General features: G+C 38.6%; 17 protein-coding genes. 4 read left to right on the top strand and 13 right to left on the bottom strand.

The annotated features are described in order from the left end of the window. Window positions 1–123: 123 nt before the first annotated feature. From PARC_RS19765 to dnaK, 11 genes are all read right to left on the bottom strand, one after another. Window positions 124–1,599: an SLC13 family permease gene (locus PARC_RS19765; protein WP_010553933.1), complete on the bottom strand. Its 1,476-nt coding sequence runs from the start codon at window positions 1,597–1,599 to the stop codon at window positions 124–126. Window positions 1,600–1,607: 8 nt separating this feature from the next. After that, window positions 1,608–2,564, bottom strand: coding sequence for a porin (locus PARC_RS19760; protein WP_010553934.1), 957 nt, complete (start codon window positions 2,562–2,564; stop codon window positions 1,608–1,610). Between the two features lie 174 nt (window positions 2,565–2,738). Next, a complete protein-coding gene (locus tag PARC_RS19755; protein ID WP_010553935.1) occupies window positions 2,739–4,103 on the bottom strand; it encodes a sigma-54-dependent transcriptional regulator in 1,365 nt (454 codons plus the stop codon). Continuing rightward, a complete protein-coding gene (locus PARC_RS19750; RefSeq protein WP_010553936.1) occupies window positions 4,096–5,826 on the bottom strand; it encodes a sensor histidine kinase in 1,731 nt (576 codons plus the stop codon). The genes PARC_RS19755 and PARC_RS19750 overlap by 8 nt, the downstream gene beginning before the upstream one ends. Before the next feature lie 170 nt (window positions 5,827–5,996). Continuing rightward, entirely contained in the window at window positions 5,997–6,260 is a 264-nt protein-coding gene (locus PARC_RS19745) for a CBU_0592 family membrane protein (protein ID WP_010553937.1), read from the bottom strand. Window positions 6,261–6,463: 203 nt separating this feature from the next. Further along, the gene (locus tag PARC_RS19740; RefSeq protein ID WP_010553938.1) at window positions 6,464–6,715 is read right to left on the bottom strand and encodes a hypothetical protein; all 252 of its coding nucleotides are present in this window, start codon (window positions 6,713–6,715) and stop codon (window positions 6,464–6,466) included. A gap of 146 nt (window positions 6,716–6,861) precedes the next feature. Beyond that, window positions 6,862–7,230 carry a response regulator gene (locus tag PARC_RS19735; RefSeq protein ID WP_010553939.1) on the bottom strand — a complete coding sequence of 123 codons (369 nt, stop codon included), beginning with the start codon at window positions 7,228–7,230 and terminating at the stop codon, window positions 6,862–6,864. A gap of 92 nt (window positions 7,231–7,322) precedes the next feature. Then, entirely contained in the window at window positions 7,323–7,727 is a 405-nt protein-coding gene (locus tag PARC_RS19730; RefSeq protein ID WP_010553940.1) for a DUF1761 domain-containing protein, read from the bottom strand. 151 nt (window positions 7,728–7,878) lie between these two features. After that, window positions 7,879–8,340 (bottom strand): Cys-tRNA(Pro) deacylase, encoded by a 462-nt coding sequence (ybaK, locus tag PARC_RS19725; protein WP_010553941.1) that lies wholly within the window; start codon window positions 8,338–8,340, stop codon window positions 7,879–7,881. Window positions 8,341–8,437: 97 nt separating this feature from the next. Further along, window positions 8,438–9,577: a molecular chaperone DnaJ gene (gene dnaJ / locus PARC_RS19720; RefSeq protein WP_010553942.1), complete on the bottom strand. Its 1,140-nt coding sequence runs from the start codon at window positions 9,575–9,577 to the stop codon at window positions 8,438–8,440. A gap of 202 nt (window positions 9,578–9,779) precedes the next feature. Then, complete coding sequence (gene dnaK / locus PARC_RS19715; protein ID WP_008171317.1) at window positions 9,780–11,693, bottom strand: molecular chaperone DnaK; 1,914 nt, start codon at window positions 11,691–11,693, stop codon at window positions 9,780–9,782. Window positions 11,694–11,932: 239 nt separating this feature from the next. Here dnaK and PARC_RS19710 point away from each other — a divergent pair, with 239 nt between their 5' ends. Continuing rightward, window positions 11,933–12,748, top strand: coding sequence for a thioesterase family protein (locus PARC_RS19710; RefSeq protein ID WP_010553943.1), 816 nt, complete (start codon window positions 11,933–11,935; stop codon window positions 12,746–12,748). On the opposite strand, the gene PARC_RS19705 is transcribed toward PARC_RS19710, so the two are convergent. Continuing rightward, complete coding sequence (locus PARC_RS19705; RefSeq protein ID WP_010553944.1) at window positions 12,737–13,483, bottom strand: substrate-binding periplasmic protein; 747 nt, start codon at window positions 13,481–13,483, stop codon at window positions 12,737–12,739. The two genes, PARC_RS19710 and PARC_RS19705, sit on opposite strands and share 12 nt — an antisense overlap. A 164-nt stretch (window positions 13,484–13,647) precedes the next feature. On the opposite strand from PARC_RS19705, the gene PARC_RS19700 reads away from it, so the two are divergent. From PARC_RS19700 to PARC_RS19690, 3 genes are read left to right on the top strand one after another with little or no spacing between them, the layout of a single operon-like run. Further along, window positions 13,648–14,814: a paraquat-inducible protein A gene (locus tag PARC_RS19700; protein ID WP_010553945.1), complete on the top strand. Its 1,167-nt coding sequence runs from the start codon at window positions 13,648–13,650 to the stop codon at window positions 14,812–14,814. Beyond that, window positions 14,811–16,466: an intermembrane transport protein PqiB gene (pqiB, locus tag PARC_RS19695; RefSeq protein WP_010553946.1), complete on the top strand. Its 1,656-nt coding sequence runs from the start codon at window positions 14,811–14,813 to the stop codon at window positions 16,464–16,466. Before PARC_RS19700 ends, pqiB begins: the two co-directional genes overlap by 4 nt. Further along, window positions 16,466–17,074, top strand: coding sequence for a PqiC family protein (locus PARC_RS19690; RefSeq protein WP_007582431.1), 609 nt, complete (start codon window positions 16,466–16,468; stop codon window positions 17,072–17,074). Before pqiB ends, PARC_RS19690 begins: the two co-directional genes overlap by 1 nt. Here PARC_RS19690 and PARC_RS19685 read toward each other — a convergent pair. Next, the gene (locus PARC_RS19685) at window positions 17,071–17,577 is read right to left on the bottom strand and encodes a GNAT family N-acetyltransferase (protein WP_010553947.1); all 507 of its coding nucleotides are present in this window, start codon (window positions 17,575–17,577) and stop codon (window positions 17,071–17,073) included. The two genes, PARC_RS19690 and PARC_RS19685, sit on opposite strands and share 4 nt — an antisense overlap. Between the last annotated feature and the right edge of the window lie 256 nt (window positions 17,578–17,833).

Genomic DNA, 17,833 nt, shown 5'->3' with positions numbered 1-17,833 from the left:
GAGCAATAACACTAATTATCTAAAAAAGAGCTTCTTGAGCAATATAAATAAGTATAAAGAGTAGCTTTGTTTAAAACTGTAAATATAAACAAAGCTACTGGTTGGAACTAATTTAGTATAGCTTTAAAAGCCAAATACTTGCGCTGCGATAGTCATTGTCACTAGCGTAATTAATACAATGGCGACAATATTTAGCACAAAGCCGGCTCTTATCATGTCGCGCATTTGTATTTGCCCTGAGCCAAACACAATAGCGTTTGGTGGTGTCGCTACCGGCATCATAAACGCACAACTACACGCTATAGCTGCAGGAATAACCCAAACCAAAGGCGAACCTGTTATAGACTCTGCGACGGGTCCTAACAAAGGAAGAAAGCCAGCTGCAGTCGCTGTATTGCTAGTGATCTCAGTTAAAAATGTAATTAATGCCACTACAACAAGTACACTCATAACAAGTGGAATGGCACTAGCGCCTTCAATTAGGTGAGCAATAAATTCAGCAAGCCCTGATGACTTAATTTGAGATGCAAGTGTAAGCCCGCCACCAAATAATAATAAAACGCCCCACGGCACTTTAGCTGCGCTTTCCCAATCAAGAATACGTTCGTCACTGCCTTTGTTTGCAGGCAAAACAAATAGTAATAATGCGGCGGCAATCGCAATACCCGTATCAGAAATTTTAAGCCCTGTTATGTCGCCAAGTATAGGTCTAAATATCCAACACAGTGCTGCTAAAACAAACACAAATAACACGCCTTTTTCGGCACGTTGCATTATACCTAGGTTTTTTAGCTGCGTTGAAAACACCGCTTTTGTATCAATTTTTTGATCGTTTTTAACATTAGCATCTACTTTATACGCAAATTTGGTAAGCCAAACCCAACTAATGATAAGCATACTTAAAGACAGTGGTACGCCTACAATCATCCACTGAGCAAAGCCTATTTCAATTTGGTAACTGTCAGATAGGTATGCAGCCATTAATGCATTAGGCGGTGTACCAATTAAAGTAGCAATACCACCAATGCTTGCACCATAAGCAATTGATAGTAGCAATGCTTTGCCAAACCCTTCATTACTTGGGTCTGATTGCTTAACCAAATTGGTAATTGAAAGTGCAATAGGTAGCATCATTACGGCTGTTGCGGTATTAGACATCCACATCGACAAAAAAGCAGTTACAAGCATCATTGCTAAAATTTGTAAACTTGGCTTTTTACCCGCATATAACATGGTGCTAAGCGCTATACGTTTATGTAAGCCCCATCGCTCCATAGCGATAGAGATTAAAAATCCGCCTAAAAATAAAAATATTAGCGGGTGTGCATACGGTGCAGCCACACTTTTTATGGCTTCTATATCAGCAAGTGGTGATATTACCAAAGGGAGCAAAGCTGTTGCTGGAATTGGCACTACTTCACTTACCCACCACGATGCCATCCAAAATGCTAAGCCTGCTGTTTTAAATGCAGCAACCGACATACCCTCAGGTGGGCTTACTAGACAGGTAAGCAACATAACGCTTGGGCCCAGTAATAGCCAAAACCATTGCATACTCTGTTTTTTAGGAGAATTGTTTTTTAAAATTTGTTGAGTCATTACTTTTCCTAAAATTTATATTTAAGGCCAAGCGCAACACTGCTGTCGTCTTGTTCTTCTAAATTAAGATCGGTATATAAAAGGTAAGCTGTAGTTTGCTTATCAAATACATAATCAAGGCCTGTGCTCCATTGCGTTGCCTCAGATGCTTGACGAAGTGTTGAGTCATCCTTTGCAAACTGAATTTTTGGCACCCACTTATCAAGTGTATAACTGGCACTTAATACGTAACCATTGCCCGACTTTGTGCCATCTACTGATTCTGAATGCTGGTACAGCGCACCTAACTGTAATTGTTCGAACTTATAAACACCGGCAATTCTGCTTGCAGTAATATTATTAAGTGAATCAACATGGCTTAACGATAAGTAATATGGCGTATTATTTAAATTACGATCACCATAAATAAGCGTAGCAGCAAAACCTGCTTTATCGTCTTTATTGTCATCTTTTGGCGCATAAGTAAATGAAAACTGCGTATTATGCCAATAGTTTGAGGTGTAAGTTATTGTGTCACCGAGGCGGTCTTGACCTGCAATAACCTGCGCTATATCTGCCTGCGTTTCGTTAAAGTTATCGAGTTTACCTTCAGAATATTTAAAACGAGTGTCGTTACGACCTACAACAACTTCACCAAAAGCACCTTTTAAACCTAAATAAGTATTACGTGCAGTAAAAGGCTCTTGCGTATCATCTTCTTCAAAACCTTTAACTTGTACCTCATATTTAAAAACTGCACTTAAATATTCGTTAAGTTTATGATCGCCCTTAATACCAATACGCGAGTATGGCGCTTCAATTTGAGTACCCTCTTCGACATAACGCATTATGCCCGTATCAGTACTGGCAATTTGTACTTCGGCTTTACCGTATACAGCGTACTCTGCAGCAAAAGATGTGTGTGAAAATGTAGCTAAGCAACCATAGGATAGAAATAAAATACAGGTGTGTGTAGTTTTTGTCATCGTGTGCCCTAATTATTAGAATCTACTTGTTGTAGCGCTAATAAGGCAACTTTACTGCCAAGTGTATAAAAGCAATCTATTTCAATAGCTTACTAAAATAAATCGTTTAATTTAAATAAAAGGGTGTGAATTACCGCACATAAAAAAGTGGGTCTTGTCACCAAACCCACACATTTAGTCAGTAAACATATCTCTATTAAGATTGTATTTACTCATTTTATCGTAAAGTGTTTTACGGGCAATTTGCAGTGTTTCCATGGTGTTTTTAATACTGCCGTGGTTTTGCTCAAGCGCGTACTCAATAAGTGACTGCTCATAAAAAGAGACTTTTTCAGATAAGCTTAAATCGGGAGATAAGCCACCTAATTGTTGTGTTTTAACTTCAGCAAAAGCAAGCTCAGCACCAAGTAATACAGCTCGCTCTGCTTGATTTCTTAGCTCTCTCACATTGCCAGGCCAGTCATAGGCAACTAACCGCTGTTGTATTTCGTAATTTACTGCCGCCGGCGGCTTATGATAGCGAGTTGCAGCAATAGAGCTAAAGTGTTTAAACAAAAGTAATATGTCAGCTTTTCGCTCTCGTAATGGCGGAATATTAACGTTAACCAAACTAAGTCTGTAGTATAAATCAGCTCTAAAATCACCCTTTTCAACTAACGCAAGTAAGTCTACTTTTGTAGCTGCAACAATTCTGATGTCTAAATCAATTGCTTTGTTATCGCCTACAGGTGTTACTTTTCGCTCTTCTAATACGCGTAATAACTTAACTTGCAGTGCCATTGGAGTGCTTTCTATTTCATCTAAAAAGACCGTACCACCTTGTGCATATTCAAACTTACCTTTTCGACTTTGAGTAGCCCCTGTATAGGCACCACTTGCTGCACCAAACAATTCGCTTTCTATTAACTGCTCTGGTACTGCGCCACAATTAATAGCAACAAAATTACAGCTAGAGCGATTACTCTGATCGTGTAGATACCGCGCTACAAGTTCTTTACCTGTGCCAGTTTCACCTTCAATCATTACATCGGTTGGGGTATCTATAATTGTGTTTAATAAGTGCATCATGTGTTGCATTTTAGGTGTGTCACCTAGTATGCGTACACCTGGGGCTGAGGTTTTCTGTACAGCCACTTTTAATGCGCGGTTCTCCATAACAAGGCTTCGTTTGTCGCACGCTCGTGCTATGCAATCAAGAAGATGTTCGTTAACTGGTTTTTCGAATAAATCATACGCACCTAATTGCATCGCTTTAACTGCTATCGATACATCAGCGTAACCAGTTAAAAATATTACAGGGAGCTCACTATCAAAAGCCGTTATTTGCTCTAAAAGCGTTAAGCCATCCATGTTCGGCATATTTATATCGCTCAGCACAACTCCAGCAAAGCGCCTATTGAGTTTGCTAAGAGCGGTACTTGCGTCATTAAAGCACTCAACGGTGTATCCTTCGAGAGTGAGCAATTGCTTTAAAGAGTCTCTGATCATTGCTTCATCATCAATGACTATTATGTGATTACATGGGGAGCTATCAATCATCTTTATTTTCCTGCCTGTTAGAGAGGCTAATTATAAATTCAGCCCCGCCTTCAACTCGATTGTGCGCGCTCAAACAACCATTAAACGAATCTATTATTTGTTTTGATATAGATAAACCAAGGCCTAAACCTTTACTTGATTTAGTACTATAAAAAGGTTCAAACAAATTACCAAATGCATGTTGCTCAATACCAGAGCCAGTATCTAAAATCGACAGTTTTACTCGCTCTTCAAAACACTCCAGCTGAAAACTTAAGTTACGAATAATTGCACCATTCATAGCTTGGCTAGCATTAGTAATTAAATTAACGAGTACTTGTTCAAATTTAAGCGAATCGACCCACACAACGACTGTTTCATCAAACTGAGGTGGCTCTACTTGTACGTTATCTTGCTTTAACTGCGCGCTAGAAATCATTAATGCGTTATTAACAAGCCCTGCAAGAGGGTAAGGTCTGAGCTGCATTTTTGAAGGTTTACTAAAATGCTTTAACTGACCTACAATTTGGTGCACTCGATTAACTAATCCCTCAATCACTACTAAGCTTTCACCAAGTGCTGAAGTATTTCCTTTAGCTAATAAACGCTTTGCCGAAGCTAAATAAGTATTAATAGCACTGAGCGGCTGGTTTATTTCGTGGTTGATTCCTGCACTTAGCTGTCCTATTGTCGCAAGCTTTGCAGACTGCACTAAAGCCGTTTGTACTTTTTCCAAAGCCTGAGTGCGCTCAAGGACTTCAAGTTCAAGGCTATGTCTGGAGTACACCAGCTTTTTATAACCCGCAAACCGAGTTAATAAAATATAACTAATAATAATAACTAAGCTACAGATAATAAATACCCAAAATAAGCGAGGCAGTTGAGCTGAATTAACTTTTGTTATATCAACGAGTACGTTCATTGTGGCATTAAAATATCGTAAAGGTCTTTGCGACATTACGTAAAGTTTTTTATCTATTTTTAAATGTTTAATACCTTCATTAGAAAATTGAAACTGCTTAATATACAAAGGCTGATGATCTAAATAAGCCCGACGAGATTTAATATCTCTGCGCATAGTTATATCAAGTTCAGTGAAGCTGTTTAATCGCCACGTTTGCATATCTGACATTGCAATTACCTCATCTGCAAGCTGCAAAAAAAAGTGACTACCCTTTGAAGTATTTAGAAGCTCTCTGTCATCCTCAAATTTACTTACATTCACTTTTAACACAACAACACCAATGGCTTTATTGTCGCGATATACTGCTTGTGAAAAGTAAATACCACGCTCTTTAGAGCGCATGCCTAATGCAAAGTACGCTACTTTTTCGCCTGCAAATGCACGTTTGAAATAAGGTCTAAACGCAAAGTTGCTACCTAAAAAAGTATAATCTGCTTGCCAATTACTACTGGCAATAACTTCGCCTTGAGTATTTAGAACAAAAATATCTGAGGCACCGCTAGCTTGTTGAATATCAGCAAGGTAGTTATTAATAGCGTTATAGTGCTGTGGCTGCGCATCTACAAAGTCTATCATTAACGAGTTATAGGTAAGTAACTGGGGAATAGCAGAAAAACGAGCAAGCTCAGTATCAATATAGTTATTTAATTGCGTAACTTGGCGCTCAGCCTGGTAGGTTGCTTGCTCAACATCATGAGAACGACCAAGCCAAAACGTAACAACTAATATAAGTACGAGTAACACACAAACAGTAATGATTTTTTTAGAAAAAGAAAACATGAAGAACTCGCAAAAAATAGCCAAGAAAATTTTAGGGCGCTAGTGTAACGGCTAATCTCTAGCAGAGATATAAACTTTTTGTTAACAACAGTTTTAAAGTGTTTAAAAACAAAAATCGCCGTAAACAACTATGTTTACAGCGATCTGTTTAGCATTAAATTAAAAAACAATTAATTTGTAGCTAATGTTGATCTATTTTTAACATATTTATATAAGCCAATTAACGACGCTGCAATCCAAAATATCTCGATTACAAAGCTCGCTAAATTAAAGTTATAACAAAGGCTAATTAACAGTAAAATTGCCCCTGTTAAATTCATCATATTATACGTTAAGCTAGCTGGAGATGTTTTACCTAGCTGCAGTAAAAAAAATGAACCAACTACTAAAAAAGTACCTGTCATGCCTATGATGTCAAATAAGAGTGCTATCACGAAACTATCCTTTATCCATTTTTAAATAACCCAATAAACTGGCCCGATCCATGGGGAGGGTATTTTTTCATTCATTGAAACAGCAAACCGGGCGATTCTATCAATATGGTAAATTCTAACAAGGCCATATGTCCGCATGCACAAGGCTTTATACTTATTCGCTTAATTAAGTATTATTGCGGTTTAGTATTACTTCATATACCTTATTTAAAGGTTACTTTGCCACCAATTATTTTATAGGCCGGCGCACCGCGAATAATCGCTTCTCGGGCAAATGGCCGGCTACAGTTAGGGCAAATACAAGCCTCTGTTGTAAAGTCTTGGCTAATACGCTCTTTAAAGCACTTAATTAATGCTCCTTTTCCCCCTTTTCGATATTTAAATAAAGAGGCTTTACAAGCAGAGCAAAAAATATCAACCGTTTTAGTAGGGCCTTTTTTGTTGGGTTTTGCCATTACGTCCTGCGGTATTATATAAAGAGTAATTAGCAATTATATCAGTTTAGATGGGTAAAGGTTACCACCTCTGACTTAGAATTTAGATACGGCAGACTTAATCTATAAAGGCCCATTACATATAACCTTTATAAAATAAACACATCCTAATCTTTAAAAAAGAAGCGGTTTAACTGAGATGACAATACATTCATATTAAAAGGTTTGACTATAAACCCTGATACCTTAGCTGCAATAACTTGCTTAACTTTATCTGTACTGTCTTCACAAGTAACCATTAAAACGGGAATATCAGCGAGTTCTTTATCTTTTCGAATGTTAGTAAGTAAACTAACTCCATCCATTTTTGGCATATGAAGGTCAGTAATAACCAAATCGAAATGCTGGTTGCGCAGAAATACCAAAGCTTGCAATCCATCAGTTGCTTCAACGATATTGCTATACTCTAGTTTTCTAAGCATATTAATTAATACGTGTCGCATAAGTGGCATATCATCAACAACTAATATTTTCATTAGTTTCTTTACCAAATTGTATAAATGGGATTATATAAAACTACTCTACTCGTAGATAAGGATCAAATTTGGATTTGCTGATTATTTAAATCTTACGGCCATATCCCTAAAATGAGCCCCATTAACGAAAATTGTAAAATATGGTACCCCCCGTTAATTAAAAAAAGCTTTAGAGGGCGTTGCTCAAATATATAACTCAATCCAAATGAACTACTGATCCAAAAAAAGCCGATCACAAAGCCGGCTCCTATACTTTCACCTACGCTTGCATCCTTACCTAAAAAAAGAGATAGCATTAAAGCCGCTATAAAAACTAAAAAAAAACTGCCACCAAATATCAACTTAGGGTTAGCCGATTGTAAATCCAGATCAGTTAAGCCAATACTTTCTAGCCATGCATTTTTAAAGAGAGCTTTTGAATACCATATACCACCAAGCATAAAAGAAGACAGTGCAGCCACTAGTATCGCAAAATAATCTACATCTAAAAAGTTCATACAAACAGCCATATACAAAAAGTGTAATACCGTTTGGTATTAAATATTAACGGTATAAAGATACTCCCAATGTAGTTATAAATAGGGGATTGAGCAAATGGCTCAACTTAAATTAATTTTTTGTATAGAAGGCAATTATAAAAAATAAAATTTATAAATCGCCAAATTTTGCATTGGTCAATAAGGCTAAATCAGTTGGCGAGAGTGCTATTTCTAAGCCTCTTTTTCCGGCGCTCACATAAATGGTGTCAAAGAGAGAAGCACTGCTATGAATAAACGTAGCTAGACGTTTTTTTTGTCCAAGCGGACTCACCCCTCCTAAAATATAACCGGTACTAACTTGTACTTTTTGTGGGGCAGCCATAATTACTTTTTTAGCCCCACATAATTTAGCTAACTGTTTTAAATTAACTTGTTGAGATACAGGCGTTACAGCAACAATCAGTTGCCCTTCATGTGTTTCAAGTACTAAGGTTTTAAATACTTGTGCACTGTCTAAATTTAACTTTTCAACGGCTTCAAGCCCGTAATGACTATTATTCTTATCGTGCTCATAACTGAGGACTTCAAAGGTTTTTTTTTGCTTTTTAAGTAGATCTATTGCTGGTGTCATGCTGTTTCATCTTTTTTATTCACAGTAACAAAAATTAAGTTTAAAGCAAAAAAAACGACGCTAAAAGCGTCGTTTTTTGGTTCATAATAATTTAAATTTATTTAGTTAAATCATCAAAAAACTTTTTAACACCGTCAAAAAAGCCTTGCTCTTTAGGACGGTTTTTAGAGCTATCTGTGCCCATGCTTTCATCTAACTCTTGAAGTAGTTCACGTTGACGCTCGTTAAGATTAACTGGCGTTTCGATTACCACTTTACAAATTAGATCGCCTTGGGCACCACTGCGTACAGACTTAACACCTTTGCCACGCATACGGAACATTTTGCCCGTTTGAGTTTCAGACGGTATTTTAAGTTTTGCACGACCATCAAGTGTTGGCACCTGAATTTCGCCACCAAGGCCTGCTGTAGTAAAGCTAATTGGTACTTCACAATATAAATTATTCGCTTCACGTACAAATATTTCATGTTCACGAACCGATACTTGCACGTACAAGTCGCCCGACGGCGCGCCATGCATTCCGGCTTCGCCTTCACCCGTTAAGCGAATACGGTCGCCTGTATCAACGCCAGCTGGAATTTTAACTGAAAGCGTTTTAGTTTTTTCTACGCGGCCTTGTCCATGACAACTGTTACAAGGGTCTGAAATAATTTGACCTTGTCCCTGACACGTTGGACACGTTTGCTGAACAGCAAAGAAACCTTGGCGCATTTGCACCTGGCCAGCACCATGACATGTAGTACATGTTTTAGGCTTAGAACCCGCTTTAGCACCACTGCCATCACATGGCTCACAACCAACCCATGTAGGTACTTTAATTTCAACTTCTTTACCACGAACAGCTTCTTCTAAGCTTAAGTCCATGTTGTAACGTAAATCAGATCCACGTTGTTGACGAGATTGACGTCGACCACCGCCGCCACCAAAAATATCGCCAAATACATCGCCAAATACATCACCAAAGTCGCCATGTCCGCCACCAAAACCACCGTGACCACCGCCACCACCTTGTTCAAAGGCTGCGTGACCATGTTGGTCATACATTTGACGTTTTTGATCGTCGGTTAAAATTTCGTACGCTTCTTTAACTTCTTTAAATTTTATTTCGAGATCTTTATCGCCTGCGGTACGATCTGGATGATATTTCATCGCTAAGCGTTTATACGCTTTTTTTATGTCTCGCTCACTCGCATCTTTGCTTACGCCGAGGACTTCGTAATAATCGCGTTTTGACATATCTATCACACTACTCTTTTCTGTTTACAGCGTAAGCTGCTGGATAAACCGATAAATCGCATCGATTTATCATTGAATTTTTAAACCTTGAATACATGCAAAAGGCGCGACAAGCTATTGCTCGCGCGCCTCAATTGTTCATCCTAACCTAAACACCTAACTGAGTTAAGTGTTTTTGGCTAGCGAGAAGCGGTAGCAACAATTACTTGTCGTCTTTCACTTCTTCGAACTCTGCATCAACAACGTCGTCGTCTTGCTTAGTTGACTGTTGTTCGCCAGCGTCTGCTGAACCTTGCTGTGCTTTCGCTTGAGCAATTTCCATTAGTTTTTGAGACTTTTCAGCAAGAGCTTGAGTTTTAGCTTCAATCTCTTCTTTATTGTCGCTCTTAATTGCAGCTTCTAAATCTACAACAGCAGCTTCAATTGCTTCTTTGTCTTCGTTTGGTAATGCATCGCCAGCTTCTTCAATTTGCTTACGTGTACCGTGAACTAAAGCGTCAGCTTGGTTACGAGCAGCTACAAGTTCTTCAAACTTTTTATCGTCTTCAGCATGTGCTTCTGCATCACGAACCATCGCTTCAATTTCGTCATCGCTTAAGCCTGAAGATGCTTGAATCGTAATCTTTTGCTCTTTACCTGTATCTTTATCTTTCGCAGATACATGTAAGATACCATCGGCATCAACATCAAATGTTACTTCGATTTGTGGTGTACCACGTTGTGCTGGACGAATACCTTCTAGGTTAAATTGACCTAGAGATTTATTGTCGCTTGAACGTTTACGCTCACCTTGAAGTACATGAATTGTTACAGCAGATTGATTATCTTCAGCTGTTGAGAAAGTTTGCGATTTCTTAGTAGGAATCGTCGTGTTTTTCTCAATCAATGCAGTCATTACTGAACCCATTGTCTCAATACCTAGAGATAATGGAGAAACGTCTAGTAATAGTACATCTTTAACGTCACCAGCAAGTACACCACCTTGAATCGCTGCGCCTACGGCTACTGCTTCATCAGGGTTAACATCTTTACGAGGCTCTTTACCGAAGAACTCTGCAACGATTTTTTGTACTAAAGGCATACGTGTTTGACCACCAACAAGAATAATGTCGTTGATGTCGCTTACTGATAAATCAGCATCAGCAAGTGCACGTTTAAGTGGCTCAATTGTTTTAGTTACTAAATCTTCAACTAGTGACTCAAGCTTAGCACGTGTTAGTTTCACGTTCATGTGCTTAGGACCAGATGCATCAGCAGTTACATACGGAAGGTTTACTTCTGTAGACTGTGCAGATGAAAGTTCAATTTTTGCTTTTTCAGCAGCTTCTTTAACACGTTGCATTGCAAGCGGATCATTTTTAAGGTCTAAGCCTTGATCTTTCTTAAATTCAGCTACTAAGTAGTTGATTACGCGGTTATCGAAATCTTCACCACCTAAGTGAGTGTCGCCGTTTGTAGCAAGTACTTCAAAAGTGTGCTCGCCTTCAACTTCATCAATTTCAATGATTGATAAATCGAAAGTACCGCCACCTAAGTCATATACTGCAACTACGTTTTCGCCACGGTTTTTATCCATACCGTAAGCAAGTGCCGCAGCCGTTGGCTCATTGATAATACGTTTAACTTCAAGACCCGCAATACGACCAGCATCTTTCGTAGCTTGACGTTGTGAATCATTAAAGTATGCAGGTACTGTGATTACGGCTTCAGTTACTTCTTCACCTAAGAAGTCTTCAGCTGTTTTCTTCATTTTTTTCAGTACTTCAGCAGAAATTTGTGGTGCAGCGCGTTTTTCGCCGCCCGCTTCTACCCATGCATCGCCGTTATCAGCTTTAACAATTTTAAACGGCATGATGCCGATATCGCGTTGTACTTCTTCGTCTTCAAAACGACGACCAATTAAACGCTTAATTGCAAATAATGTGTTTGTCGGGTTAGTAACCGCTTGACGCTTAGCAGATTGACCTACTAATGTTTCGCCGTCTTGCGTGTAAGCAATAATAGACGGGGTTGTGCGATCGCCTTCCGCGTTTTCAATAACACGTGCTTTGCCACCATCAAGTACTGCAACACAAGAGTTTGTAGTACCTAAATCTATTCCAATAATTTTACCCATGAAATCTCTCCAACTTCAATATTCGTTAAACGTTCGATGACTAGTAAATAGGGTTGCTCCAAACTTATTTCAACTGTAAAAATGAAAAAAAATTCATTTTTTGTGATTTATTTACAAAATAACCCTAATAATTGTAAGGAATGGTGATTTTTACACCGCCAGGGACGCTTTTAATTACTGGTCTGACTAGTTTGATTGTGTTATAAATTTATTAAATCGCACTACAAAAGGACATCTTCATGCATTTTGAGCAACTACTTCAACAAGCGGAAAAAATTGGTCAAGCCGAAAATACAGAACAATTAAATAGTACAATGCAATTTCCAGAAAACTGGTGCCAAGGCAGAACTGCTTTTGGTGGGCTTTCAGCCGCACTGTTGTATCAAGCAATCAGAGGTAAGGTAACGGATGATCGTCGCTTACTTTCACTCAGTACTAATTTTGTAGGACCATTACTTGCCGATACTCCTTTTTCTTTATCAATTGAAATACTGCGCCAAGGTAAAAGCAGTACACAGGTACTCGCCAAAGCGATTCAAAATGAACAAGTGTGCGTAATTGTACAAGCGTGTTTTGCTAAAAGTAGAGAGTCGGGTATTAATGTGCCTGTTTCAAAATCTTTGGGTTTAAAGCCAGTAGATGAGCGCCATACATTACCTTTTATAAAAGGTCAGATGCCTGAATTTTTTCAGCATGTTGATTTATGCCCACAGCAAGGGGGTATGCCATTTAGTAGTGCAGAAACCTCTCACTTAGGTGGCTGGATGCGCTTTAAGCACACCCCAGAGCAAATTACAGAGGCTCATGTTATTGCATTGACCGATGCATGGCCGCCAACACTTTTACAAATGTTTAAACAACCCGCTCCTGCAAGTAGCATGTCGTGGTATTTAGAATTTGTGCAAGAGCCAAACTTAACACCTGGAGAATGGCTTGGCTTTGAAGCAATCACTCATCATTCAAAAGATGGTTACGGTTTAGAGGATGGCTGTATATGGTCGCAGTCGGGTGAGCTAATAGCGCTTACACGTCAAACAGTGGCTTTATTTGATTGATGAATGGGTTTGGCCTTCATCAACAATCCTTTTATAAGTACCATTTTGCTTGATGAGCGCCAAACCAATATCAAACTCAGTAGCTAAAACGAGGTTATTAAAATAAGCAGGTCGATCTGCTTTTGGAAATAAAGTGTAAATTTGCACAGCTTCGGGGGATTTATGTTGATTGTAGTAATAGTAAAAAATACGCTTATCTAACACAATTACATCAACCCAACCTTTTAACAGCTTATCTACCTGCGCTTTTTGATTAATAACCTCTTGATATGAGCTAAAGTGTTTAACATTCCTTTTAAATATAGGAGGCAGATATGCCGTTGCATTTTGAAAAGCAAGAACGTTTTTATTAAACATGCCTTCTATTTTATCGATGTTATATTTATTTCGCTTGAGTGTAATGGCCACATTTTCATAACTAAGTACCGTTTTACTTGGATAAATACCCGCACTAATTCCTCCAGCATAATTTAAAAGTATATCTACTCCTTTATTATGTAATTGATGCTCAGCGCGTTTGTTCGACATATATTGCACATTAATATTAGCAAAACCATTGGCCTTTAACGCGGCTTTTATTAAATTTAGGTGTATACCCGAGTCCGTTTTTACAAAAACATAGGGTGGAATTGATGCGCTCGCAGCGATCATTACCTCTCGCTCTTTATTAATAGCCACAGCATTTTGCGAGCAAATAAAGAGCCACATTAATATGTAGTAAAAATAATATTTCACACGCTTCCTTTATATAACGAACAGCTTGATGGCAGAACGCGTTGTATTAATGTATTAAATATAGCAAAATTGAAGAAATATTCTTCTTGCTTGGTATTAAATTGCAAACTGTATGCCCCTGCTGCGATCTGATCATAGATATACCTCGCATAATCGCAAAACAAATGGCGATATGCCCGCATTGCCACCATAAACTTTGCGAAGCCGATGTTAATCACGATAGTCGTATAGTTGCACTAAGCTTTAGCGCACTATTAATGTTGCTGAGCAGTATGTTTTACCCTTTTATTTCTTTTAGCAGTAGTGGTATTACTCAAACTATTACTCTGCCCGACGCGGCTCGAATTTTATTTAATTACGATAGTGAACTGCTTGGCTTATTTATTGATTTGAGCATTATTGCTCTGCCTATGGGTTTACTTCTTATTTTAATTCCTTTGCATCTTGGGCTTTTAAAAACATTACCAGAGGGCATAGCAAGGCGACTACTAAAGTTCACCCTTGCGTTAGAGCCCTGGATTATGTCGGAAATATTTTTAATTGGCGTACTTGTTAGTATGGTTAAAATCATGTCGCTGGCTGATATTAGCTTTGGCACGAGTTTTTGGGCTTATGTGGGGTTTGTTATTTTATACATAGCCGCGCTTGTTCACTTAAATCGCCCACGCTTATGGGCTCAAATAAAGCCTGTAAAAGTACTCGAAGGCGCAGAGCATGCTAAACGTGCAATAGATGAAAATATTAAAGCCTGCCATGTGTGCCACCAACTATGTACCGGTAATATTTGTCAGCGTTGCCATACAAAAACGCACGTTAGAAATCCTTACAGCGTACAAAAAGCAGCAGCTTGGCTAATTACCTCTGTTGTTTGTTATATTCCAGCTAATGTGTTGCCTATTATGCACACCACTAGCCTTGGGGATGAATCCCCTTCAACTTTAATTGGTGGCGTAATTACACTTTGGAAAAGTGGCTCCTACCCTATTGCCGCTATTATATTTTTAGCCAGCGTTGTGGTGCCACTTGCTAAAGCTTTTGTATTGAGCTTTTTATGCTTTATGGTAACGAGGCCTGCCAATAGACATACAAAAAGTTATACCCGAATTTATCAACTGACTGAGTTTATTGGAAAATGGTCGATGATAGATGTATTCGTGGTTGCTATTTTAGTTGCCTTAGTTCAACTGGGTAATTTAATGTCAGTAACACCAGGATTAGGCATTGTATTTTTTACAGTTATGGTAATATGCCAAATGATGGCTGCCCATGCCTTTGACCCACGCTTGTTGTGGGATTCCCCTAAAAACAAAAAATCAGAGAACAAAGCATGACCGAAACTGCCGAAATAACAAAAGAACCGAAAATTTCCGCTATCTGGATCATTCCGGCAATTGCGCTGTTAGTGGGCATGTGGATGTTATACCAATACCAAGCTAATAAAGGCCCTACAATTTTTATCGAGATGCCACAAGCTGAGGGCATTATTGCAGGTAAGACTGAAATAAAAGTGCGCAGTGTAAAAATAGGTCAAATTGATCATGTTCGACTATCAGACACCCAAGACAGCGTTATTGCCCGTGCGCAAATAGACAAAAACTACAATAACTTATTAACTGATGATGCCAAAATTTGGGTCGTAAAACCACGCATTGATGAAACGGGTATTAGCGGAATGAGCACGCTATTATCTGGTGTATATTTAGAGTTTTCACCCGGTGAAAGTAAAGAGCTAAAAGAGCGTTTTAAATTACAAGACGAACCCGCCCTCATTGGTAAAGATGTGAAAGGTGGCCGTTTCAAATTAATGAGTTACAACGCTGAAGTGCTTGATGTGAGTACTGGTATATTTTTCAAAAATTACAAAATAGGTCAAATAGAAACCGCCACTTTTGATTGGGAAAACCAAGCAATGAAGTACGGCGTATTTATTAAAGAACCTTATCAAAATCTCATCACCATGAACTCTATTTTTTGGGTGAACGCAGGGATTGAAATTGACCTATCTGCCGATGGCATCAATATTAATACGGGCTCTTTAAGTAAACTTTTAAAAGGCGGCATTTCGGTTGGCTTACCTGAGCAACAGGCCCCGGGTGAAATAGCACAAGATGGGCATAGCTTTTCATTAAGCCAAAGCTATAAAGAAGCGCTAGAAGAGCGCTTTTACGATTTTGATTACTACCTCATTGAATTTGAACAATCAGTTCGAGGACTACGCACAGGTGCTCCTGTCGAATATAGAGGTATGCGTGTAGGTACTGTTGTTGAAACCCCTGCCAATGTAATTATTGACGGTAAACCTGCCCACTTTAGAAACCATAATACGGCGGTTCCAGTACTTATAAAAGTAGAATACGGACGCTTGTATCACGACAGTGCCTCAGCTAAAGAGTATTGGCAAGGTAGTTTAAAAGGCTGGATTGAAAGTGGTATGCGCGCCTCGTTAAAGCCTGGTAATTTATTAACGGGTGCAGTGTACGTTGATTTTGATATATACCCAGATGCACCGCAAGCGCACCTAGGTAAACTTGTGCAGTATGATGTTTTTCCGAGTATTTCTAGTGGCATAACCGTATTAGCAGACCAGGTATCTGACGTACTTAATAAAGTAAATAACTTAAAAGTTGAAGATAGCTTAGAACAAATGCAAGCCACATTTACCGATTACCGAGCGCTTGCTAATGAAATGCGAGAGCTACTAAGCCATAAAGATACACAAAACTTACCAGGCGACTTTAATCGTAATTTCGAAAAGATGACAAAAAGTATGGAGCAATTTGAAGTTACTATGCGCCAATTTGATAAAACCATGGCCAGTTACCAAGCAGGTTCTGAACTTCATCATCAAATACAGCAAACATTAAAAGAGTTTAAACGTTTAAGCGAGGGCCTACAGCCTCTAACTCGCGGATTAAACGAGCAACCTAATATGCTAATTTTTGATAAATCATTACCAGTAGATCCAAAACCAAGGAAGCAATAATGAAATCGTTATTTTTAACTGCAAGTTTATTATTACTATTGGCAGGTTGTAGTTCATCAATACAAACTGCGACACAGTATTACCAGTTTGAGCAGCCTATTGGTGCCTCGTCTCGAAATGTGACAGACACAGACGCACAATTAAGAATACAAACAGTTGTACTTAGAGGTGCTTTAAATAATTTAGGTATTGCTATGAAAATAGATAGCAACCAAATTCATGCCGCAAATTACAACCTGTGGGGCGAATCGCCGGATGTAATGCTAACTGCAACAGCCCAGCAAACTCTTTTTAATGCTATGCCAAATTGGATGGTAATAAAGGGCTTACCGGTCATTACCGAACTCGATCAGCAAACGTTTTATGAGCTTGAATACGAAATTCACCACTTTAATGGCGATATGGAAGGTAACGCTGATATTTCAGGGCTTTGGCGTTTATATTACACACACCCTGAAACAGGCCGACGTCTTATAAGTATTCATAATTTTTCAAACCTAGTGCCTATCGATGATGATGGATACGACGGTTTAGTTTCAACGCTTGAAGCAACATGGCTAAATATAAACCTAAATGTTGCAAAACAAATAGAACAAGCAAGACTTTAAGTATTAAGTGAAAATATAATTACGGCGGTTTTATCATCATTGATAACCGCCTTGCCCTTTATTTTAAAGCCCAATTTTAACAACACATTCTGCGATGCCCTATTATCTGGTGATGTTATTGCACACAGTTTTGTAATTCCAAATTCATGCTTATGTTGCAAAAGTGCGCTGGCCGCTTCAAAAACATAACCCTTTTTTTCAAAACCGCTTACAAGTGCAAAACCTAAATCAGGTTGCAGTAACGCGGCGCGTTTATAAAACCCAACAACGCCAACCACTACAGCATTATGCAAAGTAATAATGTAAGGCCCAAAGCCTTGGCGTACATGAGAAGCAATAAATGACTGATTGATGTACGACTTGGCATCATCAAGGGTATAGATTGCTTTATCACCAATATGCTCTATGAAACTCGCCTGATTAACTAGCTTAAGTAAAATAGCTGCATCAAGCTCATTTGCATGGCGCAACAACAGTCGATTTGTTTTAAATACTGCGTTCAATGTAAGTTCCTCTAAAAAACTTTGTTTTGCATGTAACTTTTTGTTGACTGAAATTAAAAAGCGGATTATTTTTGCGCCGATGTTTTTACAGGCACAACAATAGCGGTTTGCACTCCTTGCACCGTCTGGCGCCAAAGCCAACGCGTTTCACTTAAGCCGCTATTTAACATAACTGTTTATGTGTCCCTCCCTCGCGTACAAAAGCAGTGACTTGGAAGGTGATTTTACAACAAACTTATCATCTTCTTTGTTTTTG

Origin of the sequence: Pseudoalteromonas arctica A 37-1-2 (genome assembly GCF_000238395.3) — a bacterium.
In the GTDB taxonomy this organism is placed as follows: Bacteria; Pseudomonadota; Gammaproteobacteria; order Enterobacterales; family Alteromonadaceae; genus Pseudoalteromonas; species Pseudoalteromonas arctica.
Note: the sequence above shows the minus strand (reverse complement) of the source record. Positions and strands in the feature narration are given on the sequence as shown.

Excerpts from the sequence above, each read along its gene's own strand:
- PARC_RS19765 (WP_010553933.1), bottom strand. The coding sequence starts at position 1,599 with ATGACTCAACAAATTTTAAAAAACAATTCTCCTAAAAAACAGAGTATG.
- PARC_RS19760 (WP_010553934.1), bottom strand. The coding sequence starts at position 2,564 with ATGACAAAAACTACACACACCTGTATTTTATTTCTATCCTATGGTTGC.
- PARC_RS19755 (WP_010553935.1), bottom strand. The coding sequence starts at position 4,103 with ATGATTGATAGCTCCCCATGTAATCACATAATAGTCATTGATGATGAA.
- PARC_RS19750 (WP_010553936.1), bottom strand. The coding sequence starts at position 5,826 with ATGTTTTCTTTTTCTAAAAAAATCATTACTGTTTGTGTGTTACTCGTA.
- PARC_RS19740 (WP_010553938.1), bottom strand. The coding sequence starts at position 6,715 with ATGGCAAAACCCAACAAAAAAGGCCCTACTAAAACGGTTGATATTTTT.
- PARC_RS19735 (WP_010553939.1), bottom strand. The coding sequence starts at position 7,230 with ATGAAAATATTAGTTGTTGATGATATGCCACTTATGCGACACGTATTA.
- PARC_RS19730 (WP_010553940.1), bottom strand. The coding sequence starts at position 7,727 with ATGAACTTTTTAGATGTAGATTATTTTGCGATACTAGTGGCTGCACTG.
- ybaK (WP_010553941.1), bottom strand. The coding sequence starts at position 8,340 with ATGACACCAGCAATAGATCTACTTAAAAAGCAAAAAAAAACCTTTGAA.
- dnaJ (WP_010553942.1), bottom strand. The coding sequence starts at position 9,577 with ATGTCAAAACGCGATTATTACGAAGTCCTCGGCGTAAGCAAAGATGCG.
- dnaK (WP_008171317.1), bottom strand. The coding sequence starts at position 11,693 with ATGGGTAAAATTATTGGAATAGATTTAGGTACTACAAACTCTTGTGTT.
- PARC_RS19710 (WP_010553943.1), top strand. The coding sequence starts at position 11,933 with ATGCATTTTGAGCAACTACTTCAACAAGCGGAAAAAATTGGTCAAGCC.
- PARC_RS19700 (WP_010553945.1), top strand. The coding sequence starts at position 13,648 with ATGGCGATATGCCCGCATTGCCACCATAAACTTTGCGAAGCCGATGTT.
- pqiB (WP_010553946.1), top strand. The coding sequence starts at position 14,811 with ATGACCGAAACTGCCGAAATAACAAAAGAACCGAAAATTTCCGCTATC.
- PARC_RS19690 (WP_007582431.1), top strand. The coding sequence starts at position 16,466 with ATGAAATCGTTATTTTTAACTGCAAGTTTATTATTACTATTGGCAGGT.